Source organism: Martinezella sp. CNPSo 3890 (genome assembly GCF_057784455.1).
Window position 1 is genome coordinate 146,224 of the sequence record NZ_JBXSOR010000009.1, and the last position, 21,334, is coordinate 167,557.

At 58.9% G+C, this 21,334-nt stretch carries 10 protein-coding genes; 2 read left to right on the top strand and 8 right to left on the bottom strand.

Features of this window, described 5'->3' with window-relative positions:
• Positions 1–62: 62 nt before the first annotated feature.
• Entirely contained in the window at positions 63–890 is an 828-nt protein-coding gene (locus AC13RC_RS21020; protein WP_113352168.1) for a transporter substrate-binding domain-containing protein, read from the bottom strand.
• Between the two features lie 501 nt (positions 891–1,391).
• Between AC13RC_RS21020 and AC13RC_RS21025 the strand changes: the two genes are divergently transcribed.
• Positions 1,392–1,745 (top strand): hypothetical protein, encoded by a 354-nt coding sequence (locus tag AC13RC_RS21025; protein ID WP_145322941.1) that lies wholly within the window; start codon positions 1,392–1,394, stop codon positions 1,743–1,745.
• A 675-nt stretch (positions 1,746–2,420) separates the two neighbouring features.
• Here the strand turns inward: AC13RC_RS21025 and AC13RC_RS21030 are convergent.
• Entirely contained in the window at positions 2,421–10,913 is an 8,493-nt protein-coding gene (locus tag AC13RC_RS21030) for a GH36-type glycosyl hydrolase domain-containing protein (RefSeq protein ID WP_113352166.1), read from the bottom strand.
• A gap of 1,601 nt (positions 10,914–12,514) precedes the next feature.
• On the bottom strand, positions 12,515–12,721 hold the full coding sequence (locus tag AC13RC_RS21035; RefSeq protein ID WP_162748800.1) for a hypothetical protein: 207 nt from the start codon (positions 12,719–12,721) through the stop codon (positions 12,515–12,517).
• Between the two features lie 49 nt (positions 12,722–12,770).
• Between AC13RC_RS21035 and AC13RC_RS21040 the strand changes: the two genes are divergently transcribed.
• Positions 12,771–13,064, top strand: a complete 294-nt coding sequence (locus AC13RC_RS21040) for a DUF6916 family protein (protein ID WP_113352163.1) — start codon at positions 12,771–12,773, stop codon at positions 13,062–13,064.
• Between the two features lies 1 nt (position 13,065).
• Here the strand turns inward: AC13RC_RS21040 and AC13RC_RS21045 are convergent, their stop codons facing one another.
• The 5 genes from AC13RC_RS21045 to AC13RC_RS21065 form a co-directional block, all read right to left on the bottom strand.
• Positions 13,066–13,641, bottom strand: coding sequence for a GNAT family N-acetyltransferase (locus AC13RC_RS21045; RefSeq protein WP_113352162.1), 576 nt, complete (start codon positions 13,639–13,641; stop codon positions 13,066–13,068).
• Entirely contained in the window at positions 13,641–14,174 is a 534-nt protein-coding gene (locus AC13RC_RS21050; RefSeq protein ID WP_113352306.1) for a phage tail protein, read from the bottom strand. The genes AC13RC_RS21045 and AC13RC_RS21050 overlap by 1 nt, the downstream gene beginning before the upstream one ends.
• Before the next feature lie 29 nt (positions 14,175–14,203).
• Positions 14,204–14,734 (bottom strand): phage tail protein, encoded by a 531-nt coding sequence (locus tag AC13RC_RS21055; RefSeq protein WP_113352161.1) that lies wholly within the window; start codon positions 14,732–14,734, stop codon positions 14,204–14,206.
• Between the two features lie 36 nt (positions 14,735–14,770).
• A complete protein-coding gene (locus AC13RC_RS21060; protein ID WP_069611887.1) occupies positions 14,771–15,301 on the bottom strand; it encodes a phage tail protein in 531 nt (176 codons plus the stop codon).
• A 550-nt stretch (positions 15,302–15,851) separates the two neighbouring features.
• Positions 15,852–20,900, bottom strand: a complete 5,049-nt coding sequence (locus AC13RC_RS21065) for a putative Ig domain-containing protein (protein ID WP_488558334.1) — start codon at positions 20,898–20,900, stop codon at positions 15,852–15,854.
• Positions 20,901–21,334: the final 434 nt, after the last annotated feature.

Below are 21,334 nucleotides of genomic sequence, written 5' to 3' on the forward strand. Positions count from 1 at the left end.
TCGATCTTTCAAGGCAATCGGGAAGAAAAAGGGTCGGGGCTGCCGCCCTGACCCGAGCTTGATCAGTCGGTGCTGTAATCCGCGCCGTACCACTTCTTGGTAAGCGTTCCGAGCGTGCCGTCGGCTTTCATGGATTTGATGATCTCGCCAACCTTGGCGGTCCATTCTGAATCACCTTTTTCCGCGATGACCACAAGTGGTTCACGAAAGGCATATTCGCCTTGGATGATGCGAAGCGGATAGCCGTTCTTGATCGCATTCAAAGCGGTCTGTTCTGGCGCGATGACGGCGTCGAGGCGTACGCCCGGACCGAGGCGCAGGTCGTCGAAGGGAAGCATGGAATCAGCGAAGGTACGCACTTCGCCAGGCTCGACCTTATATTGAATTGGCGGCATACCTGGCGCGTCGATCTGCAAATTGCGGCGAATGAAGTCTTCCGAAGTGGTTGCCGTTTCGACCCCGATCACCTTGCCGTTGAGATCGCCAACGGACTTCAGCGGGCTGTCTTTATGGACCACGTAGACATAAGGGCTGTAATAGTAGATGCCGGCGAAATCGATGACCTGGGCGCGGGATTTGGTGGGTGTAACCGAGCCGACACCGACATCGTAGCGGCCCTGCCAGTGCCCACCCGTGAGGGTTGCCCAGTCTGGGGTCTGGAAGCTGACCTGCACGCCAAGGCGCTTGCCGATCTCTCGGGAGACGTCGATATCGAAGCCGACCATCTCATTATTGTCGTTGAGGAAGCTTTGTGGTGGCCAGCCACTGTTCGTCGCGACCACCATGCTTTTCTTTGACATGACGCGGTCAAGCGTTGCGCCCGCATGCGCGAGGGATGCCATTGCGAGGACGGCCGCGGCGATTGCCGTACATTTCACGAAACGTTTCATAGATCCTCCATTGCCAGGCACTCGTTCCACTCTATGTAAGATGTCTGACAACTGGAACTAGATTGCATTGGTCCTAGAGTGTCAAGGCTCCTGTCCCAAAAACTTTATGACCCTTCGGCAATAACTCATGAAATACCCGCATAGCAACTCCCGAGAACACCAATAGCGCGGGTGTGGAGGGATCGAATCCGTGAGAAGTGGTGTCAGACGAGTTTCGCCCACGCACCGAAACTGTGTGCTTTGCGCATTTGCTTATGCGCGCCAGGTCCGGAGATAACCTCTCGGGCTCTTCCAACCGGATAATGTCCAAGCAGCGTTGCCGCATGGACCATATGGCACCGTCGATCCTGGGCTGGACGGAAGCTGAAATGTTGGGCCAGACGCTGGAGCGCATGTTTACCGACCAGCACCGTCAGCGAGACATATTGGGAAATGAGATGCGCGACGCGCTGGCATGCGGATGTGAAGAGGTTTAGACGATACTCGGCCACTAGGCGAGCCGTGTGGAACATTATTTCACTTTGGCAGTTGATCATAAGGGAAATTAAGGAGGATACGCAAATGCGAAAGATAATTATTGCCTGTGCGGCCATCTTCATCGGTGCTGGTTTACCTGTGGCTGCGGTTGCGGAAGAGGTCGTCATTGATGGGCCTTCCTATGATCAGGGCTATCGCCATCATCGCCATCACCATCCGTATGTTGCCTTAACCGATCGGGGCGTTGCCATTGGATCGGTTCGCGATCGTGACCGTTACGATCGATATAATGATCGCGGCGGCTGCATGACAAGGACTGTCACACGCACCGATGAAAACGGCGACCAGATCACTAAAACCATTCGGCGCTGCGATTAACAGCGCCGATGGGTGATTGCTCCCTGCGAGCATCTATCCCTAACGTCACCGGGAGTGGCACGGTCGTCGATTAGACTTCTGCCGGACTGGCACGCGAAGAAAAAGCGCCGCAAGAGATCGTGCGCCCCCAGCTTTTCTGCGCCAGTGCTTGGGCTTGGCGAAGAGCTTATAAGATCGGTCTGAGGCCGCACGAGTACTTGGACGGGAAGAGAAGGCGCATCCTGGCTTTGCGAATGGCGAGGCGCGGCGCCTTGCCCCTGTGACTACGCTCCCGGTCTCGGCCACCTGCTTCGCGATTTAATTGGCGCCCTGTGGCTGACGCCGCGCCGAGCAGAGGCCGCACCCCGCGAAAGCCTCGCGCGAATTAGTCGAATATCCAGCTACCGAGACTGGCCTCCTGTTGGATGGTGGTGCTCGTCGATCAGCAAGGTTTTCGCATCGATACATCTGGCGCTTCATTCTGCTGGCAGGCCGCGGTCCCAACACGATAGCGGAGGTATTCTATTGTCAAACAGCCGCTGGCCTCAGTTGCAGACTCAATTCGATAAACTCCCTCCGAAGGAGATAAGAGCGCGCAGCTGGTGAATTGGAGGTGGCCTAATGGGCTCCGCCTCCAATTCCAATCCATACATACTCAACAATTCGGCGGTTGGCTGGATTACAGCGAGATTTCGCCTACGATGCCGCGAGCAAATATCCCTCCCGCGGATCATCGATTGCGGTCCCATTGATCGTGATCGCATATCCTCCTGTCGGATCAACTCTCGAAACCGAAATTTCGTATCGACCGCTGGGCAGTTCCAGCGCAGCCGAGTAGCCGTCCCATCCGGCCGGCAGCGCAGGCTTGATGTGCAATCGCCCGCTGTCGGTGCGAATGCCGAGGATACCTTCGATTGCGACGCGATAGAACCACCCGGCCGAACCGGTGTACCAGCTCCAGCCACCGCGGCCCCTGAGGTCGCCTTCTCCATAAACGTCGCCGGCGATGACATAGGGCTCGACGCGATAGGTCTCCGCGGACGATTTGTCGAGCGCGTGGTTGATGGGGTTCAGCATTTCGACCGCGCGCCAGGCGTCCTCGCCGCGGCCCATCCGGGCAAGGGCAAGAGCCGTCCACATGGCGGCATGCGTGTATTGGCCGCCGTTTTCGCGGACACCTGGCGGGTAGGCCTTGATCACACCGGGATCATTGACCGGCTTGACGAAAGGTGGCGTCAGCAGGCGGATGAACTTGCCCTCCTCATCAACCAGCTTATCGAGGACCGCGTTCATGGCCATGTTGCTGCGATCGGCATCTCCCTCGCCGGAGAGCACGCTCCAGGATTGGGCGATCGAGTCGATCTTGTCTTCCGCCGATTGGCTGGAGCCGAGAGGCGCGCCGTTGTCGTAGTAACCACGGCGATAATATTCGCCATCCCATCCGGCCGTTTCGATCGCGGCCTTGAGCTTTTCAAGATGATCCGCCCAACGGCTGACGCGTTGCGTGTCGCCGCGCTTTTCCGCATAGGCGATGAAGCGACGCAGGGCGCCCGCGAGGAACCAGCCCAGCCAAACGCTTTCACCACGGCCGGCCACGCCGACACGATCCATCTTGTCGCACCAGTCACCGCTCATCATCAGCGGCAACCCGTTGACGCCCGTGCGCTTGATCGCGAGATCGAGGCCGAGAGCGGCATGTTCGTAGAGCGATGCGGTCTCGTCGGAGACACGTGGCTGCAGGAAGGCGTCGTACTGGCCGGGGCTGAGCTGCGCGCCTTCGACGAAGGGCAGCATCTCGTCCATGATCGAAGCGTCGCCGGTCACCGTGCAATATTGGTCGAGGGCATAGGCAAGCCAGACCGGATCGTCGGAGATGTTCGTGCGAACGCCGGCACCGCTATCTTCCAGCCACCAGTGCTGGAAATCGCCTTCTGGGAACTGACGGCGGCCGGTATTGAGGATCTGCTTGCGGGCGATCTCAGGCGAATGCAGCAGGAAGGCCAGCGAATCCTGCAGCTGGTCGCGCAGGTTCCACGCACCGCTCGATTGGTAGAAGGCGGTACGGGCCATGATGCGGCAGCCATAGGTCTGATAGGGCAGCCAATTGTTGACCATGAAGTCAAGCCGCTTGTCCGGTGTCGAGACGTGCGTCTTGCCGGTGAAGCTCTTCCAGAACTCACGCGTCTTCTCTAGAACCTCCGCAAAACCGATGGAGCGGATGTCGGCGATGAGAGCGGCGGCTTCCTCCTGCGAGGCGGCATCACCCATATAAAAGCAGATGTCGCGCACTTCACCTGACTCGATCGTCAGGTCGAATGCCATAGCGGCTGCGGGATCACCATCGAGATCGACGGCATTGGAGAGCCGCGAGCCGGCCGAAACCGTGCGCGGCTGCTGGATCGTCCCGTGCCGGCCGATGAACTCGCGCCGGCTGGTGGAAACGCTCGAAGGTGTTTCGCTTGCCGCGAATGCCGCCACGCGTGCCCCGAAGCTTACACTGAATGGATTTTTCGCAAAGACCGCTCCGCTCACGCTGTCGAAGCTCGAGATGATGAAGGGCTTGCTCTTGGTCGGGTTGTTGCCGAGAATCCATTCGGCATAGCCGTAAAGACGCAGCTTGCGTGCTTCTCCCGCGTCGTTGCGGATACGCAGTCGCGTCAACTTGACGGGCTTTTCCATGTCGAGGGTCTGGGTGACCTCCAGGGAAATCTCGTCCTGAACCGTCGAAAAGATCGAGTAGCCAAGGCCATGCCGGGCTTCGAAGCGCGTGTCTGCGCGCTGCGCGAGCGACGCGTAGGGCACGATGACGGAGCCGCGGTCGAGATCCTTCAGATAGAAGGCCTCACCCGGACGGTTTGTGACCATGTCGTTGGTCCAGGGCGTCAGCTGATGATCGCGGGAATTCTGGCTCCAGGTGAAGGCAGCGCCTTCCGCCGAGACATGGAAGCCGAAGCTCTCGTTGGCCATGATGTTAACCCACGGATGAGGCGTCTGTTCGCCGCCGGACAGGCGCACGACATATTCGCTGCCGTCGGCCGCAAAGCCGCCATAGCCGTTCCAGAAGACAAGATCGCTGCCGTCGACTGGGGGCGTCCCGACAGTGTCGCGAACCATACGCGGCACCAGGGTGGAATCGCCCCACTGACCAAGCAGCGCGGGCGTACCGGAAACGGAACGGGCCTTCTGCACCTGATCGATGAGGCTGCCGTCGCGACCGCGCAGCACGACGCGCGAGGCGGCGATGATGGCGTCATAGGCTTCCGGAGTCGTCAGATCCTTGCGCAGGACATAGATATTGCGCTGGATGCCGGCAACCTCGCTGGCGTGACGCGCCGCGTCACAGAGCTGGTCGACGGTACGCTGCATTTCGGCAGCCGCCTCACCGGTGCGCTCGTTGAAGATGACAAGATCGACCTCGACGCCGCGCGATTGCAAGAGGCCTTGCGCACGCAGAAGTTCCTTGACGAGATCGGTGCCGAGCTCGTCGGTGATGCGCAAGGTCATCAGTGGTGCATCACCGGAGAGAGTCGCTCCCCAAAGAACGGACTGCGACTTTAGGCCTTCGCGAACCGTCTTATTGTCGGCACGCAGCGCCATGTCCGGATAGATAATGTAGCGGGCAAAGCGCTGGTAGGCGGCCGCCTCCTTCGAATTGACGCCGATCTGGCGCAGCTGGCTCTGCGTTCTCGTCCAGGCCTGAACAAGACCCTGGGCAAAGCTTTCGGGCTGGCGATAGTGATCGACCGCCGCCTCGAGCTCGGTGCGTTCGGCCGCGGCAATGGTCCAGAAGGTTACGCTGACCTTTTCTCCTGCCGGCACACGAAGCGTCCTGCGCAGCGACAGGCAGGTATCCATCGTGAAGCCGCTCGAATTGGAAAGTTCCGCACCTGCGTCGAACGCGGCAGCTTCCGTCAGCGTGCGCCCCCGCCCAAGGAAGCGCATGCGGTCCGTCTCATACTGTGTCTGCAGGCTCTCGCCCGACGTATCGACGATGAGATGGGCGATGGCGACCTCGGGATCCGTCACGCCACGCTTCTGCCGCTCGACGAAGATTGCGTCACCTTTCGCGGCGATTTCTGTCTTCAGGAACATACGCGCAAAGACGGGGTGACCCGTATCGACGGCATCGAGAGTGGCGACAGGCTCCATGTAGGAGGTCACCTCGATCACCCGATCTTCCGTGCCGGTGTTGCTGATCGTCAGACGGCGGCCTTCGGCATCGTAATTGCTTGCGACGAAGACTTCCATTTCGCTCGTCAGCTCACCAACTGTCTTGATGAACTCCGCCTTGTCGTCACTGAAGCTTACGCGAACATGCTCGTTGGCGATCGAGCGCGGCTCCGCCGTTGCCGACCACCATTCGTTCGATGCGGTGTCGCGCAGAAAGACGAACGATCCCCAGCGATCCTCGGTCGGGTCGGCACGCCAGCGATTGACGGAGAGATTTTTCCAGCGGCTGTAGCCGGAGCCGGTCGCCGTCAGCATCGTGGAGTAACGGCCGTTCGACAACAGCAATAGCTCGCGCTCGCGCGATGCCGGGTCTTCGAGGCGCCGCACTTCCGGACGCATCAGGTCGCCTTGGATGGTCGCCGGCGCGTCGGTTTCGTGCTTCGAGGCCATGACGGGAATATCGCGCGGCGCCTTTTCCTGCAGCAGCAATTCGGCAGCCTCGATCACAGGATCGGCATGGAACAGTTCGCGCAGTAAGCCGTCGAAAGCCACATTGGCGACAGCGGCGATCGACATGCCGTGATGGTGCGCATAATAGTTGTAAACCACCGCGCATTGCTTGCCCTCGGGCACGCGGCTTGCCGTGAAATCGACGGCATCATGGAAACCATACATGCCGAGCGCGCCGACGGCCCGCAACCGCTCTAGGTTTTCGAGGGCTGCGACCGGATTGTACTGGCTTGCGAGCAACGAGGCATAGGGCGCAATGACGGCGTTCTGTCCGAGACCGCGTTTCAGGCCGAGCGTCGGCACCCCGAAGTTGCTGTACTGATAGTTCATCTGATGATCGCGGGCGTTGAAGGCCGCTTCCGAGATGCCCCACGGCGTGCCAAGCTTGCGCGCATAGTTCATCTGCTCCAGAACGATCAGATTGTTGGTCTGGTTGAGAATCCCGCCGCTGCGCTCCTGCATGACGAGAGGCGGCATCAGATATTCGAACATCGAGCCGGACCACGAGACCAGCGCACCGCGCGTGCCGACGGGCACGACGTGGCGGCCGAGCTTGTACCAATGCTCCGTCGGCAAATCACCTTTTGCTACGGAGAAGAGGCTCGTCAGACGAGCTTCCGAAGCAAGTAGATCGTAGCAGGCGGCATCCACTTCTTCCGTCTCGACGCGGAAGCCGATCGACAGCAACCGGCGCTCCGGGCGATAGAGGAAGCTGAAATCCATATCGAAGGCGATTTCACGGGCGCGATTGCCGATCCGGATCAGCCTTTCGCTGATATCAGGTGCCTGGGCGGGATCGAAAGCCTTGTCGACCTGATGGAGTTCGCAGGTTTCGACCAACTTCTCCGCCCAATGGACGACTTCCTCGCTCCGCGTGGTCTTGACTTCCCTGTCAAGGCTTCCGGCAAGTTCGCGGATTTCCCGAGCCTGCCCGGCAAATCGTTCGATGAGGCCAGAGGAGAATTCCTTCTCGCGTTTACCGGTCGCGACCGCCGCTTCAAGCTCGGCGATACGGCCGTCCAGCCGGTCATGAAGGGATCGGTTCGACCGCGTATCGTCATCAAGCTCCGAAAGCACCTCGCGCAGAATTGCCGCGACATCGCCGATGCCGTCGAGATCGGTGTGGATATGGGCAAGAGGAGACTGGGCCCAGATGCGGCATGCGGATGAAACGGCGATCAGATGGCCGGCAAAATTTCCGCTATCGACTGAGGATACATATTTGCGGCCCAGCGGCTTCAACGTGTCCGTATGATACCAGTTGAAGAGATGACCTCGATATTTTTCCAGCTTTTCGACCGTCTCGATCGTCTGTTCGATGCGCTTGACCGCGTCCTCGAACGAAATCCAGCCGAAACGACGCGCCGAAATGACCGACAGCAGATAGACGCCGATATTGGTCGGCGATGTACGCATGGCGACGACAGCATGCGGCGTCTGCTGAACGTTGTCGGGCGGCAGGAAGTGCTGATCGGGAACGACGAAGTGGTCGAAGTAGCGCCAGGTACGTCTCGCGATCTTGCGCAATTCGTTGCGGACGTGGTCGGGCACAACAAGCCGATCTTCGGTTTCCGCCGTCTGGCTGACCAGCCAGGCGATGGCTGGCGACAGCACCCAGAGAAACGCGAAGGGAAGTCCGACCAGCCAGGCGATGTCGCCGGAAGAGGCGGCGAAGACCAGCGCCACAATGGCCAGGAGGGGCGCGCGCCACATGACCTTGTAATGGCCGAGGATCGTCGTCTGCGCCATGGCCTGCGCACTTGCGGCGGTGCGCCACTGCAACATCAGCTTGCGGCTGACGAACATGCGGTAGAGCGAGCGGACAATCGCATCCGCCATGACGCAGGCGATGTCGGCGATGAAGATGATGCGCAGCGCCACCTGGGCATTGGCATTCTCAATATCTTTCCAGACGGTATGGAGATGCGCCCGCAGGATGATGTCGCTGGTTCGCGGGATGATGCCATTGATCAGTGACAATGTCGGAGCAACGAACAGGCTGAAGATCAGCAGGATCTGCCAGATGAGCGCGCCGAAAGGATCCATCCAGTACCAACCGAGCACGGAAGCGAAGAACCAGGCGATCGGCGTCAGCGAGCGACGCAAATTGTCGAGCATCTTCCAGCAGCCGAGCGCGGTAATGCCACGGCGCTCGTCGAAAATGTACGGAATGAGCTGCCAGTCGCCGCGAGCCCAGCGATGCTGACGCGAGACTTCGACCTCGTAGCGAATCGGGAAATCTTCAACGAGCTCGCAGTCCGTCACCAGACCGCATCGCGCCATCGAGCCTTCGAGCAAGTCATGGCTCAATATCGAGTTCTCGCTGATCCGCCCCTTCAGCGAGGCTTCGAAGGCATCGACATGATAAAGGCCCTTGCCAGTGAAGGTACCCTCGCCGGTGATGTCCTGATAAACGTCGGAGACGGCGAAGACGTAAGGATCGAGACCGCGATTGACCGAGAAGACGCGCTGGAAGGTCGATGCGTCCTTGCCCGTCGTCAGCGACGGCGTCACGCGCGGCTGCAGCACGCCATAGCCATCGACGACACGCTGCTTCTTGTCGTCGAAAACCGGGCGATTGATCGGATGGTGCATCTTGCCGACGAGCTTCGTGACGGTATCGCGAACAATGCGCGTGTCGCTGTCCAGTGTCATGACGTACTTGACGTCGACCGGCACGGCATCGAAGCCCGCGATAAAGCTCGTGTCTTGGCTGCCGCGCAGCAGCATGTTGAGCTCGTGCAGCTTGCCCCGCTTGCGCTCCCAGCCCATCCACACGCCTTCGGCCGGGTTATATTGTCGGCGGCGATGCAGGAGATAGAAGCGCTGCCTGCCTTCTTCCGAATAACGTGATTCCAGTTCGGCGATCTTGCTGCGCGCATAATCGAGAACGTCGAGATCGCGGGCGGTCTGTTCTTCCTCGGCATCCGGCCAGTCGGTCAGGAGTGCGTAGTAGATTTCGCCGCGGGCATTGGCAAGGTAATGCACTTCAAGATTGCGAACGAGCTCATCCACGTGCTCACGCCTGCCGATCAGGGAAGGAATGGTGACAAGCGTGCGGGCGTCCGCCGGCAAGCCCTTCTTGAATTCATAGCCGACGAGACGATCAGGCGTGATGAAGAACGTGGCGAAGAAATTGAAGAGGCCGGTCGCGCCCTCGGATGCTGGGAGCGCGAACATCAGCAGCAGGACGATCGTCGCAAACAGCGGCATTCCCGCGTCGACGAATGCCCATTCGACCAAGACGAGCGCCAGCAAAGTCAGGAGAAGCACGGGAACGGCGATCGATAGCCAGTTCAGCTTGCGGACCATCCGCATGAACCGCAGGCCGAGCGTCGGCCGGAAGCCGATTTCCGCCTCCAGTGCCGGGCGCCCGTCGCCGACGAAATAGTAGCCAACGTTGCTTGCAGATCCGTCCCTGCTCTCATTCTTTGCACGGTCGGTCAGCCGCACGGCGGCCTCGGCGATATCCATCTCCGTCTTGTCGGACCGCTTCGCGAGCTTTTCGATCTGGCGGCGGTAGCTGTTGCGAGATCCGGCATCGAGCTCTGCATAATCCGTCTGCTGCCAGAGGAGCTTGTCGATGGTGCTGACCTCTTCGACCCATTCGGACCAGTCGGTGTCGTTGATCTCGCGCAGGCTCTTGATGATGCTGCCCATCAGCGCATTGGCCGCGCCAAGACGGGTCTGCTCCGCCGACATGACGGCTTCGGCATCCGTTCCGTTGGCGGAAAGTTTGGCCTCCAACCAATTCAACGCAGCTTCTGTTGGCTCGAGTGCATTGCGAAGACGATAGTGGAGCTGTGTGACGAAGGTCGTGTCGTCGAGATTGGCGGCCAGCGTTTCCAGATGTTGCGCCGCGCCGGCGTCACCGAGCGAAATTGCCTCGGTGGCCGCTGCATTGGCCGCCGCGCGCATTTCGCGGCTCTTATCGATCTGCGATGCCACCCGGCGAAGATTGTCGATCAAGACATAGCGCACCAGCGAGGGCAGCGCCCAGAGTTCGCCGATCCGTAAGGTTTCGCGGTCCTGGAACCCTTCGGTGACCGCGGTCATGCCAGCATTGCTGATATTGCTGTGCGCATGCGCCATGTAGAGCCAGGCAAGTGCGAGGGTGCGCGGCACCTCTGTGCCGTCGAGATTGATCTTGCGCAGTTCGCGATAGAACTTCTTCGGAAAGTCACGGCGAACTTCCTGGATTGCCTCTTCGACAATGTAGTGGTTGTCGAGCAGCCATTCGGCAGCTGGCGTGATGCTTTCGCCAGCATCGACATCCGCGGCGGCGGCGCGATAGACCCGCAGGATCTCGTTTTCGTTCTCCTTATGTCGGAGATAGAAATCGAAGCCACTGAATTTTAGGAGATCAAGCGTGCGAGTTTCTGCAAACTTTGCTGCCATCGCTCTCAGCTGATCGTTGGACAAGAGAGTGGCGCGAATTCCGAATTCGCGATCCAGATGAGCCATCTGAGGAGTTGGAGCAGAATCGTTGACAGTATCTTTAGATGACATGTGTCTTTCGCTTTTGTCTCGTCGTTTCCCAAATGCAGAGTTCCAGAAACGACAACCCGGAGCCTGAGATCTTCATTGCAGCGCCCCAGTTGACGGTAACTGGGGCGATGATTGCCGCTTAACTAGCCGCACCACCCTGAACGCAGGATTAATTGTCTGGGCCGGCGACGTTGGCGGCCGTCGGAATTGCCGTCTCGAAGCAATCGGCCATTCTCGCTGAGCTTTCCTGCAAAGCTCCTTAGAGGCAAAACAAAATCATCTTATTCCGGAATTACTGGCACACAATCTTACGGCGTATTTGATCCCGTAAATTCACAAAGGAATGAATTACCAGAAGGGGAGCTTAAATGTCCGTAATCGCACCGACACTTTCCCATGTGCTTCAAAATATCGAGCGGTTCAAGGCAGAGCTAGACAGCAGCGCCGACCTCCGGCGTCGCCTGGCATATGCTCGCACTTGGTATGCTCTTCAACCGAAGATGGCAAGTGGCTCTTCGCGCCAGACGCGATGGGCGTCGAGCGGAGAAACAGCTGCAATCCTGGTTGACCTCCGTGCCCCAAGCCGATCATCTTAATCAGGAGTTGACGGAAGCGCTCACGACCTTTCTTGCCAGCTACGGCAAATCGCCGAGCACAGCCTGTCGGATCAGCGTAACCAGCGATTTCTACCAGAGCCAAAACAACCGATCGGCGGATGATCATGTTTTGACCAATCTCTTGATTGCCGTGGCAAGTCGCCTGTCACCTGAGGAGCGCCTCGGACTGAGAGCCGCCCTCTGGCGGGAATCCTCGCATATCCTGCGGTTTTCAGCCGAACTTCATGCCACTGCGCGGGCTTACCACGCAGACGCCGTCGAGACACCTAGAATGTGGCGATATTACAATGTGTTAGAGGAAAGAGGGCACAACTCCCATCAAAAGCATGAATAAGATGAAGGCGACTCCAACCGGACACCTGCGTGCCTTCCCGATAGTCGGCACGCGTTCGCAATGAAGCTCCGAAACGGACGGCTACAAATTCCGGATCGGACGCATGTAAGTTCCAACGTGAACGCGCTGGCTATCTTAATTCGCGCCACGGTCGTTTGGTGATAATACGACCGAAAGGTGGCCCCCTGTTGGCTAATGTCGTTTAGTCGCGCCAAGGCGCACCAACGCATATCCGGCACCGCCAATCTCAATCAAAAGGTCTGATCTCATTTCCCGATCGGTGACCACCTTGATTTTAGTCCATTTGTCTATCTTGGTGTCGTGCGGGAGAGGCAATCCCTCTCGCAGCAGGAGGGTGAGCTCAGGTGCTCTTTCCGACTTATAAATACAAATCCTCATCGCGCGGAACCCTAACTGCACAGATTTGTGACAGCTATATTGCAGTGCGTTATCAACTATTGCAATGCCGCGAAATCATTCTTTGCAAATGGCCGACGAATATGTCTGTCGTCCTATCCATGATTCTACCGCGATGCGTCTGGGTAACGATAGATCAATCAGCTTCCGGCATTCGACCGACGCCTTGATCCAACGGCCTCATTGGCTCGTGAGCCGACACGTAGAGCCTCGACAACAGGGCACCACGTCCGCTGGCGCCGAGCTTCGATGTGTCAGCTTTTATGACGAAAGCCATTTTTGGTGGCATGCACCATGAAAACATTTGGCGAATCGCTCGGGATCGTCCCAAATGAAGCGGGTTTGCTGCTCGCGCCAATCGCTTCATCAAATTGTAGCCGGCGCGCAGCATGATCTCTTTGAAGAAGACGAGTTACTTGTTTCTTCTCAATCTCTTGATACACTTCAATCACGAATACCAATCGTAAGTCTCTGCAATCAAAAGGCGTTCAAGAACTAATTGAGGTTGGGATGGGGATTGTAACGCTGGATCATTTCGCCCGTTGTGTCGGGGAGGGGTTCGAAATCGATATGGGGGGAGGCGGCCCTGTCTTTACATTGACCGAGGCGCGGCCGTTGCCTGAACGAGGCTTCGCCGGATTGACGCGGGCGCCATTCGCGCTGCTGTTTCGCAGCGGATCGAAAGTTGTCTTTCCGCAGCAGATTTATAGGCTGAACAACGCCACGCTTGGAATTCTCGACATCTTCCTGGTGCCGGTCGCCAGGGATCAAGATGGGATCATCTACCAGGCGATCTTCAATTGACTCAGGATGATGAATCCCGCGGATCTGACGGAAGCTGATGTCTGCTCCACTCCATGCCTATGTGGGTATCGGTGGCGTCAACTGTCTTAAATCCCAAGACCTGATAAAGCTCGTATGCACGTCTGTTGTTTCGATCGACATGCAAGGTAATCCCCGAGCTTTTGCTCGCTGCTGTCGCATCTTGAATGGCTTTTAGCGTCGCGGTGCCCAGGCCCAAACCACGCCATTCCGGTAGAAATCCGATATCGATGATGTGCCAGATGTCCGTGCTGACATTAAGGTAAAGGCGGCCGATGGAAATGCCGTCCTTTTCTATGATGAGGAAGTCTGTTTGCGGGAAGGTGGCGATATAATAGCGATGTTGGAGATTGAATTGCTGATCTAGAAAAGCCTGTTTGCCCTCCGGCGACCACGGCATCAACGCCAGTTCATTCTCGCGAAACGAACAGTAAAGCTGGCGTAAAAACGGAATATCGTCCAGCCGCGCGGGACGCAGCATGCAGGCGGGAACATCGAGCCGATGATGGCCAGGGCGCGCAGGAAACTCCGGTAGCTGGCCGACCACTGCGCCAGACATCAACCGAAGGATGGAAATGTGCCGCTGAGCGCGATGCTGAAGTTGACCGCGAGATAGGGCTGACGGTTTTCGTGCGGCTGGCCCTCGCCCGCAATGCCGATAACATTTTGCGCGAACTGCGCGTTCGGCTGGGCATTGGCCAGAAACGGACTGCTCGAATTCGGCAGGCTCAAGGCGTTTCCGGCGCTCGGTGTCGCGGCTCGCTTGGACGTGTCGCCTTGATTAAAGAGGGTCAAGGAATGCGCGTGTGCCGGCATCTGCGCCTGGGTTAACGCTACTCCGTTGCTGCCGAAGGTCTCGCCCTCGGTACGTGGCGTCAGGCCTGGTCCCTGTCCCTGATTGCAGCCTGCGCGATTGGCGAAGTTGGGCAACTGGAATGTGGTGGTGCCGTTGCCGCCATACTGGACGCCAAGCAAGGAAAAAAGCGCGGTGTTCTGTTGGATCGGGATCGTCGCGCCATTGCAGAATGCCCAGTTGCGCGGAGCGAAGTCGAAACCAAACAGCTGGATCTCACCGATAAAAGGTTGTGTCATAGCAATGTCCTCGATGGAAAAGGCGCGATTCAACCCTGTGAGGGAAAGATGCCGGCCCATGCGATGCAATACTGCACCGTTAGCGTCGGCATCGTATTGTCATGCGGGGTCGTCGATCCCGTCATCTGCGTTGCCGCCGGTGATGTGGTGATCGGAGTGGCTCCGCTTATATCCGTCGCATACATCGTATCGCCGCTCACCGCGCCAAGTTCGACCGTCGGTCCAACAGCCATGCTGGTCGCGGCGCCAGTGGTGGCAAGGTATGGATGTGTGTGCGACGGCATTTGCAAGGGTAGGAGTGTGACGTTCTCACTGCCAGCGGATTGGCCGATCACATAGGTCGACAAACCCGGCCCCGCACCCTGATGCATGGGCACGCGCCCGCATAGATTGGGCGTCGCGAATGTTGTGATGCCATCGCCACCGTAGATCGTACCGATCAACGTGTACAGTTCCTGATATATGGAGATGGACTGCAGCGAATTGTCGCACGGCAGCCATCCGTAGGGCACGCGGGAAAAGCCAAAAAGCCGGATTTCTCCGACAAAGGGGGCGCTCATCGTTGATCCTCCGAGCAAAAGGTTGACAAGAGCTGATCAGCTGCGAGACGGAAAAATTCCCTGCAGCGCAATGCAATAATTGATTACGTCGTAGGGTTGCATATTGGCGTGAGGCTGGGTGTTGCCGGCGGGAGTCACGGTCTGGCTCGACAGCACCACCGTATCGCCACTGGAAGGGCCGTAGATATTGGCGCTGTTGGTGCCGTAAAGCGCATTACTCGGGCTACGCACGGTGCCGTTGCTGGTCGTCCCGGTCGCGAGGTGAATGTGCTGAGGCAATTGCTGCTGCAGCACGGTCACATTTTCTGCACCGCCGGTTTCGCCGATATTGTATGGCGCGGGCTGCCAGGCGGGATCCACGGAAGGTCCAAATCCGACAGGCGTACGGCTTTGCATGTTGGGCAAGGCAAAGGTTCGAATTCCATCTCCACCGTAGTAGGTGGCCAATAGTGAGAACAAGGCTTGGTTCTGCGCGATGGGAAGAATCTGGCCATTGCAAAGCGCAAAGCCCCTAGGCGCAAACGGAAATCCTGTGAGCATAATCTGGCCAAGAAACACGTCTGACATCTCATACCCCTGAATATTCTAATTATATTATTTGCCATCATCTCTCAATCAATACGATAGATGCAAGAACAAATTTGACCCTCATAGGTATAAAAATTCAGGGAATTTCTATTATTTTTTTAAAAATCAAAGGTTGTGATCGGTTATCAAAAAATCGTAAAAGTCTATATTCATCATCATGTTGCGCGGTTGTATAAATTAAAAATACAAGGATGTGAGTGTTCAAAACACCGGACTACCCGTTCACGGACAGCCCCTGCCATGGAGATCGGCCTATCGTTCGTTCCGTAAGCACAAGTTACACCGATCACGGTCGACCAAATGTTATCCCGGCACGAAACTCCTCCCGTCGGGCGGACGCTTTCTTCGAGTGTATATTTCGATTTCCCCGGCCAGACGTAAGGGGAAAGCAAGGAAGATCGCGCGATATCTCCTACCGAAGGACAGGACATGATCTGGCGAGCCGGATAATTTGAAACCGAACATGGAGCGGCCGTCTATGGGGCGGCCTCAGGATTGGCCGACCCTCGCGAAGCCCTGAGGAGCCCCCTTAAAATTTCTTGCTTGCGGCGACCTTGGCGCCGACGGATTTCTGGCCATCGCCCTCGATATTGAAGAGCAGGCTGGTATCGAGCATCCAGAAGTTCGTTGTCTGTATAGAGACGCCAGCGGTGACCGCACCGAAGGCGCCGGCGCCGTCGAGACCGGAGAAGCCGCCCGTTAAACCAAGCTTCGGTGTCAGCTTGGCGCCGCTTTCGAGCATGAAGGACCTTGCGATCTCGGCGCCAAGGCTGACGCGGAATTGGTCCTCGTTGAAGCCTTCGATGGTGATCGCATCGCCGGCACCGTTCTTAACGGTATAGTCGTCGACCTTTTCCGAGAAATAGATCGCCCTGAGCTTCGGCGACAGCGTCGTGTCCTCGTCGAGGTACCATTGGCCCTCGATCGAGGTATCCGCCATCCACCGCGTGGTCTTGAAATTGCCGTCCCAGAACTGGGTATCGATGGTGTTGTTCGAGCCGCCATAGCGCAGGCTGCCGTTCCAGAATACGCCCTTGCCGAGCTCGATCGAGGCATAGGGTCCGGCAAGCCAGCCATTGCCCGTCAGTTCCGCGTCCTCATCGGTTGGGTCGGTCATGCGGTCATAATGGAAGGAGAGACCAATTAGCGCATGTTCGGAGATCAGATAGTCCACGCCCATGTTAACCATGGCGAAACTGCCCCACTTCGAGTTATGCGTGTCCTTGCTGCCCTTGTCGTCATGGGTCAGGAAGGCACCGCCGATCCAGACGTTGAACCGGGCTGACGCCGCATCCGGATCGCCGCCAGCGGCCCGCATCTGCGTGAGGCTGGTGGAGAAGCTGAGCGTCATGCCCTCTTCCGATGGCATCATGCGACCGCTGATCGGGTCGGTCGCCTTTTCCATCTGCCGGCGCTGCAGGAGCCCAGGTACCTCGATCGTGTTGGCGATCATGTTCTGCCGGGATTGCACGAAGTCATGCACGAGGTTGCTGATATCCTCGGCAACCTTCCCGGCGTCATAACTGACATTATAGGTGACTGTAGCCGTATTGGAGGTTCCAAGCGCGCTGACAAGCTTGTAGCCGACCCGGACCTGGCCGGAATAGGCGGGGTTCAGCACATAATGCAGGTACCAGCCAACCGGAGTGGTGACCGGGCCTGCCTGCGCCAGCTGACCCTGGATGATCGTTGCCGTGCCGGCATTGGCCGGCTCCACGAAAGCGAGGATCGCGGAGGTGAAGGGGCCGCCGGTCGCGCCGCGATTGAGGTAGACGTCGGGCGGAGCCGAGCCTGCAGGTACGTTGACGACCATGTCCAGAACGGTAACCGATCGGGTCTTCACTTTGAGGCTATAGGAGGCGCTCCCGGTCGCGCCGTTGCCATCGCGAACCTGGATGGTGAAATTGTAGTCCCCTTCCGTGCCTGCCGAGATCGGACCGTTGAGCTGGCCAGTGGAGATGTTGAGTACCAGGCCGTTCGGCAGGTTGCCGGAGACAATACTATAGATGTTCGTGCCCGCACCGCCGGTTGTGGTGATCTGCTGGCTATAGGCTTCGCCCGCCATCGCATCGGGGAGGGGGCCGCCTGCCGGACTGAATACGAATGTCGTTGGTGGCGGCGAAATGGCTATCGTATAGGTCGCGGAGGTCACGGCGCCGTTGGCATCGGTGGCGGTGATGGAGAAGCTGTAATTGCCCGGCGTCGTCGGCGTGCCGGTAATGGCTCCCGTCGCATGGTTGAGCGCCAGCCCGGCCGGCAGCGTGCCGGTAGCACTGTAACTATAGGGGCCGGTTCCCCCCGAAGCAGTGATGGTCTCGCTGTAAGCCGTGGTGACGATGCCCGCCGGCAGGGCACCGCTCGGCGGCGAGAATGTTAGGTTTGGCGCCGTGATCGTCATGCTGACGGTTGCCGGTGCCGAAGTGCCTGAGGCATTGGTTGCGGTGTAGGTGAAGCTGTCCGATCCGCTATAGCCCGGGTTCGGCGTGTAGGTGATGGATGTCCCCGAGGCGGTCGCGGTTCCGTGGCTGGGCCCCGTTGCCACCGCCACCGAGGCCGCCCCGCCGCCGGTGATGGCGAGCGTGATCGGATTAGCCGATGAATTGGCGGCAACGGTCGCCGCGACGTTGCCGGCGATCGGTGGCTGGACGTTGACCGCCAGACTGTATGCCCTAGAGCCTGTGAAGGGACCGGCTCCGGTCGAACTATCGGTTGCGGTGATCGTCACATTGAAAGTGCCCGATGCCGTCGGAGTGCCGGAAAGAACACCAGCCGACGAAAGCGTCAGGCCGGCGGGCAGGGCACCTGACGTCACCCCATAGCTATAAGGACTGGTGCCGCCAGACGCGGTGACGGTCTGGTTATAGGCAGCGGCAACGGTCGCAACCGGCAGCGTCGCCGGTGCGATTGCAATCGTCGGAGCGCCGATAACCAAACTGTAGGCCCTGGAGCCGGTAAAAGCGGCGCTGTCCGTCGCCGTGATCGTGATATTGAAGGTGCCTCCGGCGGTCGGCGTGCCCGAAAGTATGCCGCCCGACGACAGGGTGAGGCCGGCTGGCAAGGCGCCTGCCGTGAGCGTGTAGCTGTAGGAGCCGATGCCGCCGGAGGCACTGAAGGTCTGACTATAGGCGGCCCCGATCCCGGCCGGCGGCAGGGTTGCCGGTGTGATCGTGATCGTCGGAGCGCCGATCGTAACGGTATAAGCCTGAGAACCGGTAAAGTGGTTGCCGTCCGTTGCGGTGATGGTGAAGTTGAAAGGCCCGGCTGTTGTCGGCGTGCCGACGAGCGCACCGGCCGACGAAAGCGCTACGCCTGGCGGAAGGCTCCCGCTTGTGAGGCTAAAGGTATAGGAGCCGGTTCCGCCCGAGGCTGTCAATGACTGACTATAGGCGATTCCGGCCGTGCCCCCCGGCAGTGTTGCCGGTGTGATCGTGATCGTCGGGGCGCCGATCGTAACGGTATAGGCCTGCGAGCCGGTAAAGTGGTTGGCGTCCGTTGCGGTGATTGTGAAATTGAAAGGCCCAGCGGTCGTCGGCGTCCCAATGAGAGTGCCTGCCGAGGAAAGCGCCACGCCCGCTGGGAGATTCCCGCTCGCGAGGCTGTAGGTGTAGGGAGCAGTTCCGCCCGAGGAGGTCAGTGTCTGGCTATAGGCGGTTCCGGCCGTACCCCCCGGCAGGGTTGCGGGGGTGATCGTGATCGTCGGAGGAGCAACCGCCAGTGTATAGGCCTGTGCGCCTGTAAAGGGACCTGTGCCGGTGGAGCTGTCTCTCGCGACTACAGTGAAAGTGAAGTTCCCGGCGCTGGTCGGCGTGCCGAAAAGAAGGCCGGCTGAGGAAAGTGCCACGCCCTGCGGAAGGTTCCCGCTCGCGAGGCCGAAGGTATAGGAACCCGTGCCGCCAGATGCCGTGAGCGCCTGACTATAGGCTGTTCCAGCCGTCGCGGCTGGCAGAGCCGAAGGGCTGATAGTGATCGTCGGCGCGGAGACGCTCAAGCTATAGGCTCTCGAACCGGTGAACGGCCCAGTCCCGGTCGAGCTATCGGTCGCGGTAACCGTGAAAGTGAATGTGCCGCCTGCCGTCGGCGTGCCGGTGATTACGCCTCCCGGCGACAATGTCAGGCCGTCCGGAAGCGCGCCGCCCGCTGCGACGGCAAAACTATAGGTGCCGATCCCGCCCGTTGCCGTAATGGTTTGGTTATAGGTGGCAGCAACGGTGGCAGACGGAAGCGTGGTCGGCGCGACCGTAATCGTTGGCGATGAAACCGTCAGGGTATAGGCTCTTGAGGTGTTAAAGGGGCCTGTACCCGTGGAACTGTCCGTTGCCGTGACAGTGAAACCGAAGTTGCCTCCCTCCGTCGGCGTGCCGGTGATCACACCTCCCGATGACAAGGTCAGGCCGTTCGGAAGCGAACCTGCGGTAACGGCAAAGCTATAGGAACTGGTGCCGCCTGATGCGGAGATGGTCTGGTTGTAGCTGGCACCGACGGTCGCGGTCGTCAACGTCGCCGGCGCGATCGTAATTGTCGGCGCCGCGATGGTCAGGGTGTAGGCCCTCGAACCGGTGAATGGTGCGCCCGTACCGGTGGAACTATCGCGCGCGGTGACCGTGAAGCTGAACGTGCCGCCGGCTGTCGGCGTGCCGGAAAGCGTGCCTGAGGGAGAGAGCGTCAAGCCGGTCGGAGGAGAACCCGATGTGACGCTAAAACTATAAGAGTTGGTGCCCCCCGATGCCGTGATGGTTTGGCTATAGGCGGTTCCGACCGTGCCCGCCGACAAGAAGGCTGGGTTGACGGAAATCGTTGGCGCGGAAATGCTCAAAGTATAAGATATCGAACCCGTGAACGGCCCGGTTCCAGTCGAGCTGTCGGTCGCGGTAATTGTGAAAGTGAAGCTGCCAGCGGCTGTCGGTGTGCCAGAAATCGCGCCTGTCGTTGCCGACAAGCTAAGGCCGTTGGGAAGAGCGCCTGATGTGACGGCATAAGTATAAGAGCTGGTGCCACCGGTGGCGCTGACGGTCTGGTTATAAGTCGTTCCGACAGCGCCGGAGGTGAGCGTCGTTGGCCCGAGCGTAATCGTCGGGGGACTGACCGTTATGGTCACTGTCGCGGGCGATGAGGTGCCGGCCGCATTGGTCGCTGTATAGGTGAAGCTATCCGGCCCGGAATAGCTCGCTGTCGGCGTATAGGTGATCGAGGTGCCGCTGGCCGTGGCGGTTCCGTGGGACGCCTGCGTCCCGACGGCCACCGAGGAAGCTGCTCCTCCCGACAGGTTCAGCGTAATGGTATTGGAAGTGCTGCCATGGCTTACCGTGGCGCTGACTGGGCCGGCAGTAGGTGGTGTCAATCCCGCTGGCGCGATCGCAATATTGACCGTGAAGGGATGCGCGCTCGCATCGACCAAGGTGAAGGTGTCTTGGGTCGCTCCGTCGCCGCTGTTCGTGTAGGTGAACGAGCCGGCAGCTGAGTTGTAGTTCGTTATCGTTCCATGCTGTGGAAGAACTACGTTTGGATCGCCAATGGGATTGAGACCAACTGGATCGCAGAGTGTCCCGATGTTGACATTCAGCGTCCCGCCGGAAGCCATGGGACTTGTCGATGGCGTCGTATGGGAATCGGGGAAGTTGAGGGTGGTGCATGCCGCGTGGGCTGTGCCCGGAGTTGCAAGTAATAGACCGGTGCAAAATAGGGCGGCGAGCAGCACTATCTTGATCAGCAGCGTGTAAGCTCGAGCGCCGAAATCTATCGATCGCGTCGTTACTTTTGAGAGCTGTCTCGCGTTCCGCATTGCACGGTAGGCTTGAATTTTCGCGAGAGCATTTTCCAATGCGAAACTATTGTTCCCAGGACAGGGTTTTCTTCCCGCGGTCCTGGTCGCCAGCTGTTCGACGCTTTTCATTTGCCCAACCCAAAGACCGAGCAAACCCCACCACGAAAAGCAGGAAATTGCTCTTGTGCTTGCCCGTCTGCATTGTGGCTGACGCCCCTCTACTCAATTGAAGTACTATATAAAGCAACCTG

Bases quoted from the DNA above. Each gene is read 5' to 3' on its own strand.
- AC13RC_RS21060 (WP_069611887.1), bottom strand. From the start codon at position 15,301: ATGTCAGACGTGTTTCTTGGCCAGATTATGCTCACAGGATTTCCGTTT.
- AC13RC_RS21030 (WP_113352166.1), bottom strand. From the start codon at position 10,913: ATGTCATCTAAAGATACTGTCAACGATTCTGCTCCAACTCCTCAGATG.
- AC13RC_RS21020 (WP_113352168.1), bottom strand. From the start codon at position 890: ATGAAACGTTTCGTGAAATGTACGGCAATCGCCGCGGCCGTCCTCGCA.
- AC13RC_RS21055 (WP_113352161.1), bottom strand. From the start codon at position 14,734: ATGAGCGCCCCCTTTGTCGGAGAAATCCGGCTTTTTGGCTTTTCCCGC.
- AC13RC_RS21045 (WP_113352162.1), bottom strand. From the start codon at position 13,641: ATGTCTGGCGCAGTGGTCGGCCAGCTACCGGAGTTTCCTGCGCGCCCT.
- AC13RC_RS21050 (WP_113352306.1), bottom strand. From the start codon at position 14,174: ATGACACAACCTTTTATCGGTGAGATCCAGCTGTTTGGTTTCGACTTC.
- AC13RC_RS21065 (WP_488558334.1), bottom strand. From the start codon at position 20,900: ATGGCTTCCGGCGGGACGCTGAATGTCAACATCGGGACACTCTGCGAT.
- AC13RC_RS21040 (WP_113352163.1), top strand. From the start codon at position 12,771: ATGGGGATTGTAACGCTGGATCATTTCGCCCGTTGTGTCGGGGAGGGG.